General features: G+C 36.0%; 23 protein-coding genes. 16 read left to right on the top strand and 7 right to left on the bottom strand.

Annotated elements, in window-relative coordinates:
* Positions 1–35 precede the first annotated feature (35 nt).
* Positions 36–2,060, bottom strand: coding sequence for a 2,4-dienoyl-CoA reductase FMN-binding domain-containing protein (locus AC5YC8_RS06350; RefSeq protein WP_496163952.1), 2,025 nt, complete (start codon positions 2,058–2,060; stop codon positions 36–38).
* A 136-nt stretch (positions 2,061–2,196) separates the two neighbouring features.
* Between AC5YC8_RS06350 and AC5YC8_RS06345 the strand changes: the two genes are divergently transcribed.
* The 4 genes from AC5YC8_RS06345 (at position 2,197) to AC5YC8_RS06330 (ending at position 5,876) form a co-directional block, all read left to right on the top strand.
* Positions 2,197–2,736: a PadR family transcriptional regulator gene (locus AC5YC8_RS06345; RefSeq protein ID WP_496163951.1), complete on the top strand. Its 540-nt coding sequence runs from the start codon at positions 2,197–2,199 to the stop codon at positions 2,734–2,736.
* Between the two features lie 53 nt (positions 2,737–2,789).
* A complete protein-coding gene (locus AC5YC8_RS06340; RefSeq protein WP_496163950.1) occupies positions 2,790–3,692 on the top strand; it encodes an alpha/beta fold hydrolase in 903 nt (300 codons plus the stop codon).
* A 175-nt stretch (positions 3,693–3,867) separates the two neighbouring features.
* On the top strand, positions 3,868–4,524 hold the full coding sequence (locus AC5YC8_RS06335; protein ID WP_496118028.1) for a potassium channel family protein: 657 nt from the start codon (positions 3,868–3,870) through the stop codon (positions 4,522–4,524).
* An 11-nt stretch (positions 4,525–4,535) separates the two neighbouring features.
* Positions 4,536–5,876, top strand: a complete 1,341-nt coding sequence (locus AC5YC8_RS06330; RefSeq protein WP_496118030.1) for a TrkH family potassium uptake protein — start codon at positions 4,536–4,538, stop codon at positions 5,874–5,876.
* 72 nt (positions 5,877–5,948) lie between these two features.
* Here AC5YC8_RS06330 and AC5YC8_RS06325 read toward each other — a convergent pair whose 3' ends face one another.
* The 3 genes from AC5YC8_RS06325 to AC5YC8_RS06315 all read right to left on the bottom strand — a co-directional run bounded on the left by AC5YC8_RS06325 (position 5,949) and on the right by AC5YC8_RS06315 (position 10,691).
* Positions 5,949–7,061, bottom strand: a complete 1,113-nt coding sequence (locus AC5YC8_RS06325) for a phospholipase A (RefSeq protein ID WP_496163949.1) — start codon at positions 7,059–7,061, stop codon at positions 5,949–5,951.
* A 17-nt stretch (positions 7,062–7,078) separates the two neighbouring features.
* Positions 7,079–10,018 carry an insulinase family protein gene (locus tag AC5YC8_RS06320; protein ID WP_496163948.1) on the bottom strand — a complete coding sequence of 980 codons (2,940 nt, stop codon included), beginning with the start codon at positions 10,016–10,018 and terminating at the stop codon, positions 7,079–7,081.
* A 223-nt stretch (positions 10,019–10,241) separates the two neighbouring features.
* Positions 10,242–10,691, bottom strand: coding sequence for a GNAT family N-acetyltransferase (locus AC5YC8_RS06315; RefSeq protein WP_496118036.1), 450 nt, complete (start codon positions 10,689–10,691; stop codon positions 10,242–10,244).
* Between the two features lie 130 nt (positions 10,692–10,821).
* On the opposite strand from AC5YC8_RS06315, the gene AC5YC8_RS06310 reads away from it, so the two are divergent.
* The 8 genes from AC5YC8_RS06310 to AC5YC8_RS06275 all read left to right on the top strand — a co-directional run bounded on the left by AC5YC8_RS06310 (position 10,822) and on the right by AC5YC8_RS06275 (position 16,612).
* Positions 10,822–11,826, top strand: a complete 1,005-nt coding sequence (locus tag AC5YC8_RS06310; protein WP_496163947.1) for an adenosine kinase — start codon at positions 10,822–10,824, stop codon at positions 11,824–11,826.
* Positions 11,827–11,841: 15 nt separating this feature from the next.
* Positions 11,842–12,153: a Rieske (2Fe-2S) protein gene (locus AC5YC8_RS06305; RefSeq protein WP_496118049.1), complete on the top strand. Its 312-nt coding sequence runs from the start codon at positions 11,842–11,844 to the stop codon at positions 12,151–12,153.
* An 18-nt stretch (positions 12,154–12,171) separates the two neighbouring features.
* Positions 12,172–12,774 (top strand): OB-fold-containig protein, encoded by a 603-nt coding sequence (locus AC5YC8_RS06300; protein WP_496163946.1) that lies wholly within the window; start codon positions 12,172–12,174, stop codon positions 12,772–12,774.
* Between the two features lie 493 nt (positions 12,775–13,267).
* Entirely contained in the window at positions 13,268–13,459 is a 192-nt protein-coding gene (cydP, locus tag AC5YC8_RS06295) for a cytochrome oxidase putative small subunit CydP (protein WP_496120562.1), read from the top strand.
* On the top strand, positions 13,459–15,045 hold the full coding sequence (locus tag AC5YC8_RS06290) for a cytochrome ubiquinol oxidase subunit I (protein WP_496120564.1): 1,587 nt from the start codon (positions 13,459–13,461) through the stop codon (positions 15,043–15,045). The genes cydP and AC5YC8_RS06290 overlap by 1 nt, the downstream gene beginning before the upstream one ends.
* Positions 15,042–16,187, top strand: a complete 1,146-nt coding sequence (cydB, locus tag AC5YC8_RS06285; protein ID WP_496120566.1) for a cytochrome d ubiquinol oxidase subunit II — start codon at positions 15,042–15,044, stop codon at positions 16,185–16,187. The genes AC5YC8_RS06290 and cydB overlap by 4 nt, the downstream gene beginning before the upstream one ends.
* 23 nt (positions 16,188–16,210) lie before the next feature.
* On the top strand, positions 16,211–16,312 hold the full coding sequence (cydX, locus tag AC5YC8_RS06280) for a cytochrome bd-I oxidase subunit CydX (protein WP_152873080.1): 102 nt from the start codon (positions 16,211–16,213) through the stop codon (positions 16,310–16,312).
* 3 nt (positions 16,313–16,315) lie between these two features.
* Entirely contained in the window at positions 16,316–16,612 is a 297-nt protein-coding gene (locus AC5YC8_RS06275; protein WP_496120568.1) for a cyd operon YbgE family protein, read from the top strand.
* 123 nt (positions 16,613–16,735) lie between these two features.
* On the opposite strand, the gene aroC is transcribed toward AC5YC8_RS06275, so the two are convergent.
* The 3 genes from aroC to AC5YC8_RS06260 form a co-directional block, all read right to left on the bottom strand.
* Positions 16,736–17,821, bottom strand: coding sequence for a chorismate synthase (gene aroC / locus AC5YC8_RS06270; RefSeq protein WP_496163945.1), 1,086 nt, complete (start codon positions 17,819–17,821; stop codon positions 16,736–16,738).
* Between the two features lie 13 nt (positions 17,822–17,834).
* Positions 17,835–18,845, bottom strand: a complete 1,011-nt coding sequence (gene prmB / locus AC5YC8_RS06265) for a 50S ribosomal protein L3 N(5)-glutamine methyltransferase (RefSeq protein WP_496120290.1) — start codon at positions 18,843–18,845, stop codon at positions 17,835–17,837.
* A gap of 91 nt (positions 18,846–18,936) precedes the next feature.
* Complete coding sequence (locus AC5YC8_RS06260; RefSeq protein WP_496163944.1) at positions 18,937–19,332, bottom strand: lysozyme inhibitor LprI family protein; 396 nt, start codon at positions 19,330–19,332, stop codon at positions 18,937–18,939.
* Positions 19,333–19,490: 158 nt separating this feature from the next.
* On the opposite strand from AC5YC8_RS06260, the gene AC5YC8_RS06255 reads away from it, so the two are divergent.
* The 4 genes from AC5YC8_RS06255 (at position 19,491) to AC5YC8_RS06240 (ending at position 22,709) form a co-directional block, all read left to right on the top strand.
* Positions 19,491–19,796, top strand: coding sequence for a hypothetical protein (locus AC5YC8_RS06255; RefSeq protein WP_496163943.1), 306 nt, complete (start codon positions 19,491–19,493; stop codon positions 19,794–19,796).
* Positions 19,797–19,946: 150 nt separating this feature from the next.
* Positions 19,947–21,320, top strand: coding sequence for an ABC1 kinase family protein (locus AC5YC8_RS06250; RefSeq protein WP_496163942.1), 1,374 nt, complete (start codon positions 19,947–19,949; stop codon positions 21,318–21,320).
* Between the two features lie 109 nt (positions 21,321–21,429).
* A complete protein-coding gene (locus tag AC5YC8_RS06245) occupies positions 21,430–21,915 on the top strand; it encodes a GNAT family N-acetyltransferase (protein WP_496120298.1) in 486 nt (161 codons plus the stop codon).
* Positions 21,916–22,151: 236 nt separating this feature from the next.
* Positions 22,152–22,709, top strand: a complete 558-nt coding sequence (locus tag AC5YC8_RS06240) for a thermonuclease family protein (protein WP_496163941.1) — start codon at positions 22,152–22,154, stop codon at positions 22,707–22,709.
* Positions 22,710–22,731: the final 22 nt, after the last annotated feature.

Here is a 22,731-nt window from a genome sequence, read left to right as displayed (position 1 = left end):
GTAAGAAGAGGTTTCCCCCTTCTTACCTAAACGCTTTAAATGATCGCTGCTAATTCAGCACCTTGTCGAATTGCACGTTTTGCGTCTAATTCACCCGCTTCTTTTGCACCACCAATTAAGTGAACACTTTTACCTATCGCTTTAAGTTGATCGTACATTGCGGCATATGATTCTTGCCCTGCACATATCACAATATTATCGACATCTAAAACAGTTGGATGATCATTCACTGTAATATGCAAACCACGCTCGTCAATTTTGTCGTAACTTGCACCGGCAATCATTTTCACATCACGATGTTTTAAACCTGTACGGTGAATCCAACCTGTGGTTTTTCCTAATCCACCACCTACAGAGCTCGCCTTACGTTGTAATAAGTAAATTTCACGTGGTGATTCTTCGACTTTTGCTGATTTTAAACCACCAACATTTGCATAAGTCGTATCAATTCCCCATTCATCATAGAATTTTTCAGGATTCAAACTCCCACTATCACCTTCATGTGACAAATATTCAGCCGTATCAAACCCAATACCACCTGCGCCTATAATCGCAACTTTTTTTCCTACATCTTTCTTATGTTTTAAGACATCAATATATGAAAGTACTTTAGAGTGTTCTATGCCTTCAATATTAAGATGACGCGGTGTCACACCTGTTGCTACCACGATTTCATCGTAGTTTGTATTTTCAAGTTCTTCATAAGTAGCAAGATGATTGAGCTTTAAACTAATATTCGGTTGCAACTCAATTTTACGTTTGAAATAACGTAATGTTTCATAAAACTCCTCTTTACCAGGAACAGTTTTCGCAATATTGAATTGACCACCAATTTGATTTGATGCTTCAAAAATAGTGACTTTATGACCACGATCTGCTGCATAAGTTGCAAAGCTTAAACCTGCAGGTCCCGCACCAATTACTGCAATATTCTTAACATGATTTGTTTCTTTAAAAATAAGCTCTGTTTCAAAACATGCACGTGGATTAACCAAACATGAGGCCACTTTCATTGAAAAAATATGATCTAAACAAGCTTGATTACAACCAATACAGGTATTGATTTCATCACTTCGACCTTGTTCAGCTTTTTCTACAAAAAACGGATCTGCTAGCATAGGACGTGCCATTGAAATCATATCTGCATGTCCTGATGCAAGCACATGTTCTGCCATTTCTGGTGTATTAATACGATTTGATGTAATAAGCGGAACTTTAACTTCGCCTTTAAGTTTTTCAGTAACCCAAGTAAAAGCAGCTCGTGGTACTTTGGTGGCAATTGTCGGAATTCTAGCTTCATGCCAACCAATGCCAGTGTTAATAATAGTTGCACCTGCTTTTTCTATTGCTTTTGCAAGTTGTACAACTTCCTCAAATGTTGAGCCACCTTCAACTAAATCCAACATCGAAAGACGGTAAATAATAATGAAGTTTTCACCAACTTCTTCACGTATTCTTTTTACTATTTCAATAGGAAGACGAATACGATTTTTATAGCTTCCACCCCACTCATCATCACGATGATTGGTACGTGCAGCAATAAACTCATTAATTAAATAACCTTCCGAGCCCATCACTTCAACACCATCATAACCAGCATAGTGTGCTAATTTTGCACAATTCACAAAATCATCAATGGTTTGAGTTACTTCAGCAGAGGTTAAGGCATGTGGTTTTACAGGATTGATAGGTGCCTGAATAGCTGATGGTGCTACGTTTTCAGCTTGATAAGAATAACGCCCTGTATGCAAAATTTGCATTGCAATTTTACCACCAGCCTCATGAACAGCACTTGTAATAACCTTATGTTTTTCAGCTTCATCTTTTGTATCTAATTTTGAGCCTCCGGCAAAAGTAACTCCTGCATCATTCGGTGAAATCCCTCCTGTCACAATTAAGGCAACACCACCTTTTGCTCGCTCTGCATAAAATGCCGCCATACGATCAAAACCACCAGGTACTTCCTCTAAACCTACATGCATAGAACCCATCAACACACGGTTTTTAAGCGTTGTAAAACCTAAGTCTAGAGGTGCTAACAGATTTGGAAAACTTGACATACATACTCCTTGGCGAGCTTCATGCTGGCTATTTTTATGCTTAATGCAACTTGTTGCATACTTTTATATTCGAGATTTGATTTTTATGCAACATGTTGCATAATAAAACACATGAAAAATTACACGTTGTAAATGTATGTCCTTAGCACATGTTTTACTCACAAGCTTATTAGAAAAGCCAAGTACTGGTATTGAGCTGGCTCGACGTTTCGACCGTTCAATGGGCTTTTTTTGGAATGCAACACATCAACAAATATATCGTGAGCTGAACTCTATGCTCAATAAAGGCTGGATTTCCACACTCGAAGATTCAGACTATATGGGGCGAAGTAAAACCTATCAAGTGGAGTTATTAGGTAGAACCGAGCTTGCCAACTGGATGCTCAAACATAGTGAACCTGCTCAATTGCGTGAAGAACTAATGGTTCGCTTACGTGCAGAAGCACAATTAGGTGGAAATACTGTATTACCCGAACTTGAACAACATTTAGTGCTACACAAAGAAAAACTAACAACTTATCAACTTATTTTTGACAAAGATTTTAGTCATACTGATGCAAAAAATCGCACACTCTATATACATAAAATGATTTTACAACTTGGTATAAACTTAGAAATGGGATGGATTGACTGGCTTGAAGAAGTCATTCCCGTACTGAAAAATTTTAACGATTAAGAAACAATCACCTAAAAATGCGCTAAACCAAGTTTCAATAATAGGATGATGTAATGCCTTATTACACTATGCAAGATCATGAAAACTTACATGTTCGTGAGTTTGGTCGTGGTCAGCCTGTATTCGTATTATCTGGTTTAGGTATGCAAAGTTGGCAATGGTTGCCATTTTTATATCCCCTGAAAAACAAATATCACTTTATTATTCCAGATTGGCGTGGCTTTGGTGGGTCAAAAAATTGTGCCATCCCTTCAATTGATGCGATTTCAAGTCATTGGCAAGACCTAAATACACTTATTCAACACACTAAATTTAAAAAATTTAAACTCATTGGCTATTCAATGGGAGCAACAACAGCCATGCATGGTATGAAATATGGAGATTTATCTTCATATCTCACGAGTTATTTACATATCGACCAAACACCTAAAATTACAGTAGATGAAACATGGCAATATGGATTGTTTGGACAAAGGCATTCTGAATTTAAACACTTATTAACGCAAATTTCGGTATTTCTAAATCAGCATCGTGATTTTATCTCTATTGAAAGTTTAGACTTAGAATCTCGTCATACATTAATTCGCATGTGGGCAGAATTTATTGCTTTTCAATCGAGCAATCAGATTAGTCCATTTTTATTTAAATTAGCCCTCAACAAACCTAAACTTCAAAAATATATTTTACCCATTCAGAGACTGGATTATTTGACTTGGTATATAGATAATTACTTATATCACAATGAAGATTATCGAAAAGCAATTGAAAGTTTAAAATGTCCAACAACCTTTTTTAGCGGTAAACAGTCAGCTTTATACCCCATACAAGGGCAAAATTTAATTGCGCAAAGTGTAGAAAACTCACAACAAATTATTTTCAAAAATTCGGGACACACACCCCTTATTAGCGAACCTATAAAATTTACAAAAGAAATTCATCAATTTTTAATACAGTAGAAAATCATTCACTTTAAATATACGATTAAGCCTATGCTTATTCGGCATATTTTTTAATCTAAGCACTTATAAAACAACATATATAATTAACATGTTTTATCTACAGTGAAGCATAAAAATCAGCTAAGATTTACCACAACTAAAACTTAGCTATAGATAAAATTAAGGAAGAATTATGGCGCAGTTTGCTGTCATTGGATTAGGTAGTTTTGGCGCAACAGTTGCCACAGAACTTGTTAATTTAAAACATGATGTGATTGGTATTGATATTGAAAAAAAATACGTCGAGAGTATTTCCGATTTACTCACCCATTCAGTCATTGCAGATGCAACCGATGAGCATGTTCTAGATGAACTCAATATTACCCAATGTGAGGCTGTTGTTGTTGCCATTGGTGAAGACATAGAAGCGAGTATTTTATGTGTATTACATCTTAAAAACTTAGGTGTAGAGAAAATTTGGGTAAAAGCAAAATCTAAAGCACATCACATGATTTTAACCCACTTAGGGATTTGTAAAATTATCCACCCCGAAGAAGATATGGGTGTTCGTGTTGCTCAAAGTTTAAGCTATCCTATGGTTAGCCGCTATATGGCACTTAATGATGACCATTATTTGGTTAAAGTAGAAATTACTCCCCATCTTCAAGGTACACGTTTTAATCAAATTATGGGACACTCGCCTGAAGTAAAAGCTATTTTACATAAGCGTGAACAAGAAATTAATTACAATATCGATCCTAATTTGATTTTACAAGATGGTGATATATTAATCGTTGAAGGTGCCTTAGAGCCTTTACGTCGCCTATCTAAACACTTTTCTGCAAAATAGGAACATCTCCTATGAAGCAACTGCGCAATAAACAAAATAATAGTATTAATTTAAGCCCACCAAGCTTATTAGCTTTAGGATTTCTCAGCTTTATTATTTTAGGAACATTATTATTAAAGCTTCCATTTTCTAATCACGGCGATCTATCTTGGTTAGATGCACTCTTTACTGCAACTTCAGCTGTTACCATTACAGGACTTTCTGTTGTAAATGTCGGTGAAGCCTATACGGTTTTTGGAAAAGTAATCATTATGTTGCTTATTCAATGTGGTGGCTTAGGCTTTATGACCTTTGCCATATTAGCGGCATTAAGTTTGTCTCCTAAAATTGGTTTAAGACAACAAGTGATGGCACAAGATACTATTGGGCAGACTAGCCTAACCAAAGTTTCTTTCACCGTTAAAGGTGTATTACTTTATTCTTTATTTTTTGAGTCTATTGGTACAGTTATTTTAACCATTGCATGGATGGAAGATTACGACTTTGCCAAAGCCTTTTTTTATGCTGCATTTTATAGTGTTTCAGCTTTTAATAATGGCGGATTTTCCTTATTCCCCAATAGCTTAATGAGCTTTTCAGACAAATACTTTATTACCTTTACCATTAGCATGTTGTACATTATTGGCGGCATTGGTTTTGTCGTACTTATGGATATTAAACGTGCCAAACGCTGGAAACGACTTTCAGCTAATAGCAAACTGATTATTTCCACAATTGCTGGATTAAACCTAGTTGCCTTTATCCTTTTATGGGCAATTGAAGCCAACAACCCATTAACACTCGCACCTATGAGTATGGGAGATCAGGCTTTGAATGCTTGGTTCCATGCAACAGTTCCTCGCTCTTCGGGTTTTAATAGTTTAGAACTCAGTAAGATGCAAGATGCATCCACACTTGTCACTATGGTATTAATGTTTATTGGTGGTGGCTCTTTAAGTACTGCGGGAGGCATTAAAGTTGGAACATTTATTATTGTTGTTTTGAGTGTAATTACTTTTTTAAGACGCTCAGAAGAACTACGTGTTTTCAATCATTCAGTCGCAAAAACAACTTCATTTAAAGCACTTGCTGTGGTTTCAATTACAGGCATTTTAATTTTTCTAGGCTTATTTAGTTTACTACTTATAGAACCAAAGCATCATTTTTTAGATTTACTTTTCGAAGCCGTTTCCGCTGCTTGTACCGTAGGTTTATCTCGTGGTGTAACAGGTGAACTACAGCCTGCTAGCTTGTTTGTTTTAATGATTCTAATGTTTGCAGGTCGATTAGGCCCTTTAACATTAGCCTATTTAATTGCGACACCTAAGAAAAGCCGTATTAAACACCCTCAAACAGATATTCAAATTGGTTAATATTTTATCTTTACGGTTTCAAATTAAAAATAAAAAGCCACTTTTAAAGTGGCTTTTTATTAATATTAAAAATTAAAACCAATCTAAAAGCGATACACCTAAACCTACATACGTTGCCTTATGGTTATAGTCAATTAAGCTCTCTCCATAACCATGGAACAACTGGAACTTACCACGTAAATGACCGCTAATTGGGAAATTCCAGTCAAACTGAGCTGCACCACGTGAATCATTTCCACCTTTCAAACTATGGCGCAACATTAAGCTAAAGTCTTGGTCTTTATAGCGATAAAATGCTGTCAAATCACCACGACCAATATAGTTTTCAATATCTGGGTTGTTATCGTCTTTTTTATCTTCTTTAATACGGTACCAAGGACGAAGCATTAAGGCAAAGTTTTCACGCTCGAAACCCACATTGAGCATGACACGATTCCAACTACGTGACCAAGGATCAGATCGACCATTTGATTGATGATTGAATGTTACACCCAATAAGCGACCATTTAAGCCAAACATTTCGTAATTGGTGCGAAACATTAAACTTGCTTCAGGTTCATAATTGGTTTCACGAAACGGACGAGACTCATCGCCGTTATACATTTGCCAACGAGATGACTGCGTATAGCCTAACCACACATCACCATTGTCACCAAAAAGATTTTCAACCGCTTTTGTTTTCAATGAAAGTTGATATTTCATTTCCAATGAATCTAATGGAACAACCTCGTCTGTACTTACCACATTTTGTGGGTTCTTACTTACAGGCTGTTCATTCTTTTTAGATGTCCAAAATGCAGGTAAAACATAAACAGGTTTATAAGCACGAACTTGCCATGTACCTAATTTACTTTCAGGTGAAAGCTCCCAACGACTATCCAACAAAGATGTGTTAGGTGTAAATGCAGGTGCTTCCACAGCAACAACATTGTTCTTAATTTTCTGTTTAAGACTTTCAGATTCAGTTGAAATAGAACGCGCAGCTTCACGCTCTGAAACAAACTGATGGGCTTCAGCCTGTGGAGCCTTAAATAGCGCATCATAACAAGCCAATCGCTGTGGATTTGACTGCAATGCCACACATGCATCTGCACTTGCAGGTGAAACTAAGTCAGCCGCATGCAAGCCCGAACCAAGCACAGCAGTACTTAAACCTAAAATGAGTGGCTTGTATTGAAACGCCATTAAAACTTCCCCAAAAGTTAATTAACTTGCTTAATTGAAAAACCAAGCTCTTGCAATTGTTCACGCTTCGCAATAGGCGCAACCACAGCTTTAGATGGTTTTTGTTGACGTAAATACACATCTGCAACACGCTTTAAATCATCCAAATTAACAGACAATAAGCGTTCACGTAATTGTGCTCTAAATGCTGGTGTACGCGCATGTAAGAGTGAATAACATGCTGTAATTGCTTCACCCGCAGGTGAACCTGGTTTATCCATACTCGCAATTAGACCTAGAATTGCTTCTTCTAGCTGATGTGGTAATTGCTCAGTATTAAATAACCAATCTACACTTGCTTCAAAATCTTGGAATGTTTCTGCTAAACGTGGATCACGATAGCTATAGAAACGGAATGAACATGCATTGCCGTCATAGCTTGCACCACCACCATAAGCACCACCTTTTTCACGAATAGCGCTATGCAAGAAACCATTACGTAAATATGCAGCAAGAACCATTAATGGCGCAGCGTCAGGATGTGATACTTCAACAGCAGCATAAGCAGAAGAACAGAATTGAACATTGGCTTGAATCAACCATGCTTCATCATTGTCACTATTTTCAAAAGAAATTTGTGTAAGTTCAGCATCTACTTGATCAATCGATAACTTATCCCAAACTTCTTGAATTTCTTCAACCAAACGATCTGACTGATGTTCTTCACATACCAATAAGAACTGTTTTCGTGCTTTCAATAAACGGTTATGAATGACTTTTAACTCTTGAATCAGTTGATCATAAGCAGCTTCATCGTTCTCGATCTTGCTAACCAATTCACCTAACCAATTTAATGCACCTAGACCTGTTGTATTGTAGTCACGTAATGCCAAAGCACTGTGGTTACGTCCTGCAATTTGCATTGCATAACTATGACCAGAACCCGACAAACGTGCAGACCAACGTGTTTTACGTTGTTGTAAAAGTTCAATAATACGATCTTTTTCATCGAAACGTAATTGTTCAAAAGCAACTTTCAATAAGCGAATAGCTTCTAAATTATTCACTAACGATTTTGTTGTTAAAGTTAACCAAGCTGTAATTTTACCTTTATCGTCCACTTTAGAACGTAAAGATGCACCCATTCCTAAACCACCACTTACCGCAGTTTGTAGCTGTTGCAATTCTAGATAATCGTACTCACCTGCACCTACTTCACCCATTAAAATAGACATTAGATTGAAGTATGGTGATTTTACGATGTCATCTGGAATTTGAATAAGCACTTGGTTGTAATAAATACCATTTGTACCCGCATGATATAAATTTAACGGTGTATCTAAACGATTTGAAATAATTTCACGTAGTTGACCTTGTACAATCTGCATTTGTGCAGGTACATCTTCCAAGCCCACTTTTGGTAATAAATTCAAATCATCTGGAGTATCTTGACGAACTTTCAAAGCTTCAGTTTGTGCAATAATTTCAGCTTTATCTGCTTCTGTTAGTTTGGCACCAATTGCAGCTAAACGTGCTTTTTCATCTTCCGCTTCTTTTGCAGATTTTGTTGCATCAGGCACTAAAGTCATTTGCACACGATGTGGATTATCAATCAAATGTTCTTTAATTAAGTTAGACAACCACATAGGGTCTTTTAACTCTTCTTTAACATTTGCAATGGCAGTATCTACATCCCATACATCTACTGGGTCTGAATGATGAATTGCGCTGCTTAAACCGTTTAGAATTAGGCTTAAACCGTATGGCATACCATCACCATTAATTTCACGCTGATGCAATTCAATTTGATGCAAAATCGCATCAACCATTTGTGAATTTACAGGCTTAGATGCCACATCTTCTAAAATTTGGAACACGCCATTTTTGAATTCTTCAGCATGTTCAGGGTTTGAACCTTGCACACCACAAAAGAATGTCATTTCATAGTTAGAATCATCTACACCCATAATTGGACCAGTAGATTGTGCATAACCACAAGTTTCTAAATAATGACGCAATGGTGATGCAGAATCTTCAAGTAAAATACCCTCTACAAGACGCATGCCTAAACGAATTTTAATGTCACTTGCCTTTGGCAATAACCAAGAAATAATGTGATAAGTCTTATCTTTTAAATCTTCAGCATCTACCGCATAAGTTTCAGTTACCGCAATTGGCGCAGTTAAACGAGTTTCAGGCTTAGACTCAAGCGTTTGCCCTTTATCAAATTTTGACAGAGCTAAAGTTTCAAATTGCTCTTGAAGCTTATACGCAGGCTCATTACCAAAGGTCATAAACACCGCATTACTTGGGTGATAATGCGATTTATAGAAACCAACCAACTCATCATAAGTTAAGTCTGGAATATCTTTAGGATCACCACCTGAGTTGTAGTGATACGTTGTTTCAGGGAATAAATGATGTGCTAATTGGTGATACAACTGATCTGAAGGTGAACTCATTGCACCTTTCATTTCATTAAATACTACGCCCTTATAAACAGGTTCGCCATTTTCAAGCTCTATACGAATACCTTCTTGTGCAAAATCTAATGGATTTAAATTTGCTGCAAAAGTTGCATCTAAATAGACAGAAAGTAAGTTTTGAAAATCTTTTTTATTCTGTGTTGCAAATGGATACGCTGTCCAATCTGCTGCTGTAAACGCATTCATAAATGTGTTTAATGAACGACGAATCATTAAGAAGAATGGGTCACGTACAGGGAACTTTTCTGAACCACAAAGCGCTGTATGTTCAAGAATATGCGCTTCGCCTTTTGAATCCATTGGTTGTGTACGAAATGCAACCAAAAATACATTTTCATCATGGCTTGTTGCTAAGTGATAATGCACCGCACCTGTTACTTTGTGCTTATATTCACATACTAATATGTCTAAGGCGTCAACATGGTGTTGACGTACCAACTGAAACGCTGGATGAACAGTTTGAGAAATAGTTTCAGTGACATCTACAGTCATGTGATCTCCAAATTTAATGCTTTTTTAAGTGTGGCGATTATACCTTAAAAAAAGTACCATGAATGCCACAATCTCTGTATTCCTAGTTTTTTAGTGTGTATTTAAAATTTGATTTTTTGGGGCAACAAAAAGAGTGAATACCCAACTAAAATTGATTATTTTTATAAAATAAAAAAACTCAAAGAGCATTACAAGCATTTTACTCATAATGCTCTTTTAAAAACTAAATTAAATATTTGAAATAATTATAGTTTGGATGGTTTTCTACAAATACATAATTCATTTTCTGATAAAAGTTCGCAGCTGGTTTTAGCTCCGTGTTTAAACAAAGTGCAGAAAAATTAGTAATCGCCTTTTTCTCTAAATATTGAAGCAACTGTTTGCCTACGCCATGCTTACGATATTCAGGTAACACATAAAAACGACGTACGCGACCAATGCGTGCTTCAATATCCTGTTCATTCCATTGTAAATTCAAACCGCCACAAGCAATTAATTTTCCATCATCATAAGCCATGAGTAAAAACTCATTAGGTTTATCGAACCGATTTTTACCACTTTCAAATTCTTCAATCATGCGCGTAACAAACTCAAAACCTTCTTTATTCGCTTGTTCCGCAAGTTGCATAATTGTTTCTGGTAATTCCTTCTTTTCTTGAATTTCTATCTTCATCTTTTTTCCCAAAATCACCCTACGTTTTAAACCAATACCACTGCTATATGTTGAATTTTATTCATGAATCTATTGCTAACTTGAGCATTGGTGTAAACTCATCATTTTAAATATTTACGTGATTAAAAATATGACCACTGTTGATCTTTTTGCAATTGGTAATGCATTAATTGACCAAGAATTCAAAGTCTCGGATGACTTTCTTACTCAACAAAATTTGCAAAAAGGCACTATGCAATTAACAGATGGTGAAACACAAGCAAATTTATACAACAACTTACTCAAAACTCAAAGCTATAAAGGTCAAGCTTCAGGCGGTTCTGCTGCAAATACAACCGTTGCTTTTAGTGCATTAGGCGGTTCTGCCTTTTACGCTTGCCGTGTTGGTCATGATGAACTTGGCTCAATTTACCTTAAAGGTTTAAATGACGCGAATATTCATACCACCAAAAAGTCAATTAGTAACGGTGTTACAGGCACTTGCATGGTATTAATCAGCGAAGATTCTGAACGTACTATGCATACATACCTCGGTATTACAGCTGAGTTAAGCGATGCTCAAATCGATTTTGAACCATTAAAAACAGCAAAATGGTTGTATATCGAAGGCTATTTATCTACAAGTGATACTGCACGTTTAGCGGTAAAACAAGCACGTGAAATAGCAAAAGCAAATGGCGTAAAAATTGCTTTAACTTTATCAGATCCAGCAATGGTTCAATATGCACGTCAAGGCTTAGATGAGCTACTAGACGATGGTGTAGATTTACTATTCTGTAATGAACAAGAAGCTTTAATGTATACAGAAACTGATCATATTGATGCAGCACTGACTAAATTAAAATTACTTAGTCAGTCTGTTGTCATTACACTAAGCGAAAAAGGTGCATTAATCTCAAATAAAGAAAAAACCTTTACTGTTGCAGGTCGTAAAGTTACTGCGGTTGATACCAATGGTGCTGGTGATGCTTTTGCAGGATCTTTCTTATATGCTGTAAATGCAGGACTTAGTGAAAAATTTGCTGCAGAAATTGCAGTATTAGTTTCAAGCCAAGTTGTCTCACAATTTGGTCCGCGTCTTGCTGTAAACCAATATGCTGAACTCCTAAATACTTTTAATCAGGAAGCTGTTTAAATGAACCGAATTTGCATGATGGAAGATGTTCCAGAGCGTGAAGCGCGCTCTTTTGAAACATCTGACGGAGATAACATTTTTGTGACACAACGTGATGGTGCATTCTATGCGTACCAAAACCTATGTCCGCACCTACAAGTTGAACTTGAATATCTTGAAAATCAATTTCTAGATAGAGAACAAGAATACATCGAATGTTCTACACATGGTGCGTTATTCTTAGTAGAAACAGGTGAATGTATTTCTGGTCCATGCCAAGGTCAGTCACTTGAAAAAGTTGAAATAACAGTACATTCTGATGGTGGTATTTACTTAACTGAAGAATAAATTTTATAGGTTTTCGCCATGTATAACTTTTTAACAAATGTGAACTTATTTCCTTTTCATTTAAGTTTATTTATTTTAATTGTTCTTAGCATGGCGGAAACTTTAGGTTATTACATTAACCTTAAACCAAGTAATCTATTTAATCACCTCTTCTCTAAACGCCTAACAGAATCACCGCTGATTAATGTAAAATTTTCAAAATTACTTATTTTTATTTTTTTACTGCTCAACTTCAGTGTCGCAGGCTATTTTATTCAATTTGCAGCTTTTGCAAAAATACATTCTTTTGTTCCATCGTACTACATTATTTTCCCTGCATTAATCATTGCTGTGTTCTTTACAGTCTTTATGATTCATTGCTTAGACCAAGTCATTAAACCAAAAACCTCTAAACAGAATATTAGCCTGATTGGCCGACTCGCAACCATTTCAAGTGGTCATGCACGACCTGGATTTTCTGCGCAAGCACGTATACGTGATCAATTCGGACAACTACATTATATTCAGGTCGAACCTGAATTTGGCGAACTTGGATTTCAAACTCAAGTCATTATTGTTCGTAAAAAGAAATCTCACTACATTGCCAAAAAAATTTCTAAATCGACTGATTTATTTTATTAAAAATCACACAAAAAAAACATCACTTTCGCTTCTACCTACAGCACCACTCTTTAGATATTTTAATTATAGATCGCCTTACAATTTGATTGTTTTTTGTACTAAAAGCCTTTCGTGCTGTCAGTTTTAGATATTATTCACCGTTATTTTTTACCTTTATTTATTTTAATTTTTTTAAAATATACATTAAAAAAAACACCAAATAACCAAGTAAAAAAGTTGGTTTAATTTGCCAACCAATAAACATTTAAAATAAAAGACATTATATAAAATTCTATATCAAACCTTATTAGTTGGTTTTAAATTATTTAAAATGAAGCATTTTAGTCGGAATTTTATTTAATCAAATGTTAGTTTAATAAAAAAACAACAATAATATAAGTTACTGTTTTTAAAAAGATTAAAAAAATAGTTATATTTATACTTAAGAGTCTATTTATTTTGTAAATTAAATGTTTAATAATACAAATATTGTTTATTTTTAAGACTTAGTAATATGAGCTCAGTCCCCAAAAATCTGAATAAAAGAATCACTCGAGAAATAGCAATCATTTTAATTATTAAGGTCGCTATTTTACTTATCATTAAAAATATTTGGTTTGACGCCCCAACTATTCCCAAAAATTTTGACAATCAAGTTGCCGAGCGTATTGCTGGCGACGCATCCCAAACTAAGGAGACACGTTGATGATTACTGAAAGCGTGGTCGATTTATCGCGGTTCCAGTTTGCAATGACTGCGATGTATCACTTTATTTTTGTACCACTTACTTTAGGTCTTGCATTTATTCTTGCCATTATGGAAACCACGTATGTGATTTCTGGTAAAGAAATTTACAAAGACATGACTAAGTTCTGGGGCAAATTATTCGGTATTAACTTCGCGCTTGGGGTAACTACTGGCTTAACAATGGAGTTCCAGTTCGGTACTAACTGGGCATATTACTCACACTATGTAGGTGATATTTTTGGTGCTCCATTGGCTATTGAAGGTTTGATGGCCTTCTTCCTAGAATCTACATTCATTGGTTTATTCTTCTTTGGATGGGATCGTTTATCAAAAGTACAACATTTAGCAGTAACATGGTTAGTTGCAATTGGATCTAACATGTCTGCTTTATGGATTTTGGTTGCAAATGGTTGGATGCAAAACCCAGTCGGCTCAGCATTTAACTACGAAACCATGCGTATGGAAATGGTCGATTTTGGTGCCTTAATTTTCAACCCAGTTGCTCAGGTTAAGTTCGTACATACAGTTTCAGCAGGTTATGTAACAGGTGCAATTTTTGTACTTGCTATTTCTAGTTACTACCTATTGAAAAAACGTGACTTACCATTTGCACGTCGCTCTTTCGCTATTGCTGCTATCTTTGGTTTAGCATCTACACTTTCTGTAATTTTACTTGGTGATGAATCAGGTTACGAAATTGGCGATGTACAAAAAACTAAACTTGCTGCAATTGAAGCTGAATGGGAAACAGAACCTGCTCCTGCTGCATTTACTCTATTTGGCTTCCCAAATACTGAAACAATGCGTACGGATTATGCAATTAAAATTCCATATGTGATGGGTATCATTGCAACACGCTCTACAGATACTCAAGTAATAGGGATTAAAGAGCTAATCACTCAACATGAAGCTCGTATCCGTAATGGTATGGTTGCTTATGCACAACTTGAAAAATTACGTGCTGGCGATCAATCTGAAGAACTAAAAGCTGCATTTGCGGATTCTCAAAAAGATTTAGGTTATGGCTTACTTCTTAAGAAATATACAACAAATGTTGTAGATGCTTCTGATGAGCAAATTAAATCTGCTGCTAAAGACACTATTCCACATGTACCAAGCTTATTCTGGTCTTTCCGTGCAATGGTTGCTTCTGGCTTCTTAATGCTTGTACTTTTTGCTTTCGCAACGTTCGCTGTCGCTAAACGTAATGCTGAAAACAAACCTTGGTTATTAAAATTCGCCCTATTCTCTCTACCACTTCCTTGGATTGCTGCGCAAACAGGTTGGTATGTTGCAGAAGTTGGTCGTCAACCATGGACAATTGGTGAAGTACTTCCTACATACTTATCTGCATCTTCATTGAGCACAGGTGATGTATGGGGCTCTATCATCGCATTGGCATCGTTCTACACTGTATTACTTATCATTGAAATGTATTTAATGATTAAATTCTCTCGCCTCGGACCAAGTTCTCTTCACACTGGTAAATACCATTTTGAAAAACTTGACGCTGAAAAAAAGGCAAATGAGGAGTCTCAAGCATGATCGAATATGAACTACTCAAAATAATCTGGTGGGTACTAGTAGGTGTTCTACTTATTGGTTTCGCATTAACAGATGGTTTCGATATGGGCTCAATGGCAATTATGCCATTTGTAGGTAAAACAGATGACGAACGTCGTGCGGCAATTAATACAATTGCCCCTCACTGGGATGGTAACCAAGTTTGGTTCATTACAGCAGGTGGTGCATTATTTGCTGCATGGCCAATGGTATATGCAACTGCGTTCTCAGGCATGTATTGGGCACTGTTACTCGTACTGTTTGCCCTGTTCTTACGACCAGTAGGCTTTGACTACCGCTCTAAGCTCGAAAACACTCAATGGCGTACGTCTTGGGACTGGGGTCTAGCTGTAGGTGGCGCTGTTCCTGCATTAGTATTTGGCGTAGCTTTTGGTAATATGTTCTTAGGCGTTCCGTTCACTTTAGATGAAACTGTACGCTCAACATATACAGGTAGCTTCTTCGCTTTACTTAATCCATTTGCACTTGTGTGTGGCTTAGTTAGCTTATCAATGCTATGTGCTCACGGTGGTTCTTGGTTAATGCTTCGTACAGATGGTGACTTACGTAAACGCTCTGCAAAAGCTACTCAAATTATGGGTATTGTATTCCTAGTATGTTTCTTAGGTGCTGGTGCATGGTTATACTTCGGTAATATCCAAGGCTACACTTTAGTACAACCTTTCGATACAAATGGTGTTGCTAACCCACTTGCAAAAGAAGTATTAACAAATGCAAACCCTGGTTGGATGAACAACTACAGCACTTATCCAATTACGATTATTGCTCCTGTTCTTGCAATTTTAGGTGCACTTATTGTGATTCCTGCGGCAGGTAAAGCAAAAGCTGGTTTAAGTTTCTTAGGTACAAGTCTTGCTATTATTGGTGCAATCTTAACTGCTGGTTTTGCATTGTTCCCATTCTTAATGCCATCAAGTCTTAACCCAACAGTAAGCTTAACAATGTGGGATGCGGTATCAAGTAAAAATACACTTACAGTTATGACTGTAGCTGCATGTATTTTTGTTCCATTGATTCTAATCTACACAACTTGGTGCTACTACAAAATGTGGGGCGTTATTACAAACAAACACGTTCAAGACAATACGCATAGCCTGTACTAAGGCTATGCTTAGGAGAAGAAATTATGTGGTATTTTGCTTGGATTCTCGGTGTTTTGATGGCATGTTTTGCTGGTGTATTAAGTGCCCTTTACATTGAACACAATCAAGATTTGGATGAGGAATAAAATATGACTGAAGTGACAGTAACAACAACAGAAAAAAAGCCAAATAAATTTGCAATGGCGGTTTCATTTTTGTTGGCATTGCCACTTGCAGCAGTTTTATTGGTGCATCCATCAGCAATGTTGGATGCAAACGGAGAATATAGCCATCGTGCCATGATGTTGATTATGATTGGTATTTCTGGTGGCTTTATTCACGGTGTTGGTTTTATACCAAGACTTTGGTTTTGGAAATGGTTATTTAGCCCTTTCCTCTCATGGCCTTTAATGCTATGGGGTTACTACACTTGGTTCTTGGCTTAAAATCAATCCTCACCAATAAAAAGAGCGCCATATGCGCTCTTTTTATTTTTAATGATTTTAACTCTAAAAAATTAAAATCATTAAAAAACCAGACACGAGGTCTGGTTTTTTTATTTACAAAATTTAAATCGGTTCAAATGGTGCAATCACATCGGCATTTTGTGCACGATGACGCATAAAATGATCCATTAATACAATCGCAAGCATTGCTTCAGCAATTGGCGTTGCACGAACACCTACGCAAGGATCATGACGACCTTTGGTTAATACATCCGCATTTTCACGTTCAATGGTAATGGTTTTACCAGATGTAGTAATAGATGCCGTTGGTTTCAATACAATCGCAACACGAATGTCTTGACCACTTGAAATACCACCTAAAATACCACCCGCATGATTTGCCAAGAAACCATCTGTTGTAAGTTCATCACGTGTTTCATGACCAAACTGTTCTGCAACACCAAAGCCATCGCCAATTTCAACACCTTTTACGGCATTAATTGACATCATGGCATGAGCGATATCTGCATCTAAACGATCAAATACAGGTTCACCCCAGCCTACAGGAACTTGGGTCGCAACAATCTCTAGCTTCGCACCACAACTTGTACCTTGCTCACGCAATGATGTTACAAGAGCTTCAAAACGAGGCACTGCATCTACATCGCCACAGAAAAATGGATTATTTGGAACTTCATTCCAGTCTAATTTTTCAGTTTTTTCAGTACCAATTTGAGTAACATGCCCACGAATTTCAATACCAAATTTTTCAAATAAAAATTTCTTCGCAATTGCACCTGCCGCCACACGCATTGCTGTTTCACGTGCGCTTGAGCGACCACCACCACGGTAATCACGGAAACCATACTTTTGGGTATAGGTATAATCTGCATGACCTGGACGGAAAGTTTGTGCAATGTTGCCATAATCTTTCGATTTTTGATCTGTATTGCGAATGAGTAAACCAATCGATGTACCTGTCGTTTTACCTTCAAATACACCTGAAATAATTTCTACTTCATCTGGCTCTTTACGCTGAGTTGCAAACTTCGACGTACCTGGTTTACGGCGGTCTAAATCTTTTTGCAAATCGGCTTCAGAAAGTTCAATTCCGGGTGGAACCCCATCAACAATGGCCATAAGACCAACACCATGAGATTCACCACAAGTCGTTACACGGAACAGTTGCCCTATACTATTACCTGCCATGTTTCACGACTCCTTATGAATTGATAGATTGAATAAATAATTCACGGTACTCACGACATTGTGCTGCTGTTAATGCAAAAATGCCTGAACCGCCTTTTTGGAACTGCAACCAGTAAAAATCAACTGTATTGAAGTTTTGCTTCATTGCCCATTCAGAGTTACCTACTTCAATCACAATTAAGCCATCTTCAGTTAAGTAATCTGCTGCTTGTGCCAACATTTTACGTACCAAATCTAGACCATCTTGACCTGCTGCAAGTGCAAGTTCAGGTTCATGATGAAATTCATCTGGTAAATCTGCCATATCTTCTGCATCTACATACGGAGGATTAGACACAATAAGATCATATTGGTTTTCTGCAGGAATTTTTGCAAACAAATCTGACTCGAGCAATGCAACATTAAACTGTTGATTATGATATTCACAGTTAATTTGTGCGACTTCTAACGCTTCTTTAGAAAGATCTGTTGCATCCACTTCTGCTTCAGGAAAGGCATAAGCCAAAGCAATTGCAATACAACCTGAACCCGTACACATATCTAAAATACGGCGTGGCATTTTAGGAGATGCATTTTCAGGAAGATTATTCACACCCTCTCTTGCTTGATGATTTTCATCTAAACAATAAGGTGCAAAACGGTTTTGAATTAATTCTGCAATTGGTGAACGTGGAATAAGTACACGCTCATCAACATAATAAGGTTTGCCATCGAAATAAGCCAAATTCAATAAATATGATGTTGGCATACGCTCATTAATACGGCGTTCAAACAAACTTAATACTTCTGCTTTTTCGCTTGGTAATAGTTTTGAATCTAAGATTTCAGGATTTGCACTCCAATCTAAAGATAATGTTTGTAGAACGAGTGCTGAGCTTTCAGCGATATAGTCTTCTGTACCTTGCCCTAAGTGTGCATCGTATTGACGTAATGCTGTTACACCAAAGCGAATAAAATCACGAATTGTGCTTAGGTTTTCAGCGGCTTCCTGAATGTGCTCAGGGCTAATAGTCGGGCGATCCACTTTAAGGCGTCTCCAAAGTCATATTTTTTAAACGCCTTATGATACCTTGTTTTGAATGATTTTTAATATTTAGATACGTGAATTTCCAAAATTATCTTCTTAAATTTTTATTCGTGACTTGTACTTCTAGCATATCTGCACGAGAACTCGTCATTTGTAATGCACAACCTATACTTGCTGGGTTGAGTTGTTTTAATCTTTGATTTTTTAACCCACATGATAATTCACGTTGTGCCGCCCATTGATTTTGAATTCTATTTAAATCAGCTTGCTGTTGTACAGTCGAAATTTTCATGTTTTGTTTGAATAGTTTTTTAAGTCTTTTATTTTGATATTTCAACTCTTTAAATTGACAAGTGGAAGTTGTATTTGCTTGATTATTTGAAGATTTCATACACTCTACATACTTCGTTGAATATCCCATTGCAAAGGTATTCATCGCATATATGCTACTTCCTATAACCAACAAATATTTAAACAACTTCATATAAATTCCCCCAAATTTAAATTAGAAATTTCAATTTATTATTAAAAACCCAATATGTAATCTATATACCATATTTTGCAAACGACTATCAAAATTTACATTGATTCTTCAGTAATAACTCTTATATAAAGAGATGTCTTCTTTTATATTTCATTTTTATGAGCTACAAGCACAACAACCTAATGGCAATGCGTACGAACTATTGGAATGATACCAAAAACCCTGAAGTATTAATTGAAAAAGAGTTTTTACAAATCACCTTAAGTGAGCAAGAAGTTTATTCCAACCCTTCTTTAGAAGATGCTAAATATCTATTTTTCCATTTACCTAGCATTATTATTGTAAAAGGTTATGCGCTTGGTTTTATGAATAATAGTGTAAAAAGTATGATTCAGCAGTTTATTAATGAGCATAAAATTGAGTTGCAGAATAAAACAGAAATTAAGATGAAATATCGAATGTAGAAAAAATGATTTATTTGCTTAGGCTATTTAGTTCAAAACAAAAAACAATCCTATTTTTTAAGTTCTTAAACTTATTTAATACGTGAAGTCATTGTAAAATTTAGTACAATCTAACCAAACTGCAAATTGCTTATTAAAGGTTTAATTTACATGTCGGATCAGCACGATAAGCTCAAAAATTTAAAAACCTCCTCTATGGATCGACGCCTTTCCATTGCTAAAGCGTCCCTATTAGCAGGTACTCGTTGGGCTGCTTCAAATGCGACATCTATTTTTTCAAGTGAAGAAGAAAAAGAAAAAAAACGTAAAAAAGCCACTAAAGAACAAGCCGACTACCTTGTTGCAGAAATTGGTAAATTAAAAGGTTCAATTGTTAAAATTGGGCAAATGATGGCTTTATATGGTGAGCACTTTTTACCTGAAGAAGTGACTCAAGCGTTAAATACGCTCAACAACCAAACTGTTGCACTTGCTTGGCCTGTAATTGAAGAGCAAATTCAAGCTCAACTTGGTTCAAAAATGAATGATCTCACCATAGATCAAGAACCTATTGGCACAGCATCTCTTGCCCAAGTTCATCGTGCAATTCGCAAATCGGATGGTTTAGAACTTGTATTAAAAGTTCAATATCCTGGTGTTGCAGATGCTATCGATTCAGATATGAATTTGTTTAAAAACATGCTGAAACTTACACGAATTTCGCCTCAAACACGCGAGTTCGACCAATGGTTCGATGAAGTCCGTGAAATGATGCATCGTGAAGTTAATTATAAAATTGAAGCAGATACGACTCGCAGATTTGGTGAGCGCTTAAAAGATGATTCACGTTATATTGTGCCTAAAATTATTGATGATTTATCAACAAATCGAGTTTTATGCATGACTTTTGAGCGTGGGGTTCCTATCAATAGCCCTGTAATGTTGTCGCTCCCTCAAGAACGTCGCAATAAACTCGGTGAAGCTTCACTTGAAATTGCAGTGCGTGAAATATTTGAGTGGGGTGAAATGCAAACCGACCCTAACTTTGGGAACTATTTGGTTCGTTTAGGTAATGGGACAGATATCGAAGATAAAATTGTGCTTTTAGATTTTGGTGCAATTCGTCAATTCGATGAACACTTACTTTCTGTAGCAAAGAACTTAATTAAAGCAGGTTATGACCACAACCCACTTGAAATGGTAAATGCGATGACAGGCTATGAGTTTTTCGACTCGATCCCGCAAAGCATTAAACCAGATATGGCAAAAGTCTTCCTATTAGCCACAGAAGCATTTAGTAGTCCCACAAACAATGACAATTTGCCTGATGGCGTAATGGATGCTCAAGACCGCTATGACTGGAAAAAAAGTATGTTGCACAGTCGAGTAATGCAACGCGCTTCTAAGTCTATGGCTTCACGTTATTTCAGTGTTCCACCAAAAGAATTTATGTTTATTAGTCGCAAATTTATTGGTGCATATACATTTATGACTGTCATTGAAGCTAAAACAAATGTTCGTGCAATGGTTGCAAAATATATGTGAAGTGAAAACACTCATTTTTTAAAGCATATATAAAACTAAAATGTGGGATTTTTATTTTATAAAATGATATAAAAATCCCCTATCTATAATATTTTAAATCCACGCTCTTATGTATTCACTACGTTCTATTCAAATACAAGATAACGCTCAATTAGCTCATATTATTCGTGAAGTTTCAAAAGAATTCGGTTTAGCTCCTGAAGCAGGTTTTGCCGTTGCAGACCCCATTTTAGATGATTTATATAGCGTATATTCTCAAGAACATGCCCAATATTGGATAGTCGAAAATGAGCTGGGTAAAATTGTAGGTGGTGGTGGAATATCTCCTCTTAAAGGTGATAGTCGTACATTAGAAATTCAAAAAATGTATTTTTTACCAGAAGTTCGCGGCTTCGGATTTGCTAAAAGAATATTAGAAAATGCTTTTGAATTTGCTCGTGCTCAAAATTTTCAGTCATGTTATTTAGAAACAACGAAAGAACTTTGGCAAGCTGTAAAATTATATGAAAAATTAGGTTTTCAACATTTAACAAAACCTAAAGGTAATACTGGACATAGTCATGCCTGTGAAATTTGGATGGAAAAACAAATCTAATTTTGTACTACATCAATATATTTAAGCTTTAATTTAAGTATATTGATGTTTATTTAAATAACATTTAAAGCTTTTAAAGCGAAAAATAGATAAATTTGATCAAAAAATAATTGGTTAAATTCTTTTTAAATCACCTGCTTAATTATCAAACTATAAAAAAATTTATATCCTTTAATATTCAATTCCTTTTCATAATGACCGCACTTATTTAAACAATAAGTCGGATGTTGATGTTTATGTTTTCGAATTTGTCTGTCGGATGGCTTCTTACCATTGGCATTTGTATTGGTATTTTATTCATATTTGTTTTTAGAAAAATTTATTCATTTTTCATCCAATTTTTTAAGCCCTTTAAAAAGGGAAAAACCTATTGGTGTCGTGTTACAGCTGTTAGTGATGGTGATACCCTCACCTGCTATCGCCTAAATTTACGCCGCTCTAAAACCAAAATTCGTTTTGCTTATATTGATGCACCAGAATCGAGTCAAGAATATGGAAATGAAAGTCAAAAACTTGTCAAAAAGCTCGTCTATCGCAGACTTGTTCGTATCAATATTACCGATGTAGATCGTTATGGTCGTTGTGTTGGTGTTGTTTATCGTAGAACACGTAATGTAAATGAGGAACTCGTTAAACGTGGTGCTGCTTGGGTATATGAAGAATACATAAAAAATGCCAATAAACGCCAACATTGGATGGCGTTGCAAAATCAAGCAAAGAAGCAAAAGAAAGGCTTATGGAAAAGCTCAAAACCAATACGACCAAGCATATACCGCAAACAAACTAAATCTTAATTTTTTAAAGTTTATGAAATAT

This window comes from Acinetobacter sp. FY731, assembly GCF_059515905.1.
This window is presented reverse-complemented; position numbering and strand designations above follow the sequence as displayed.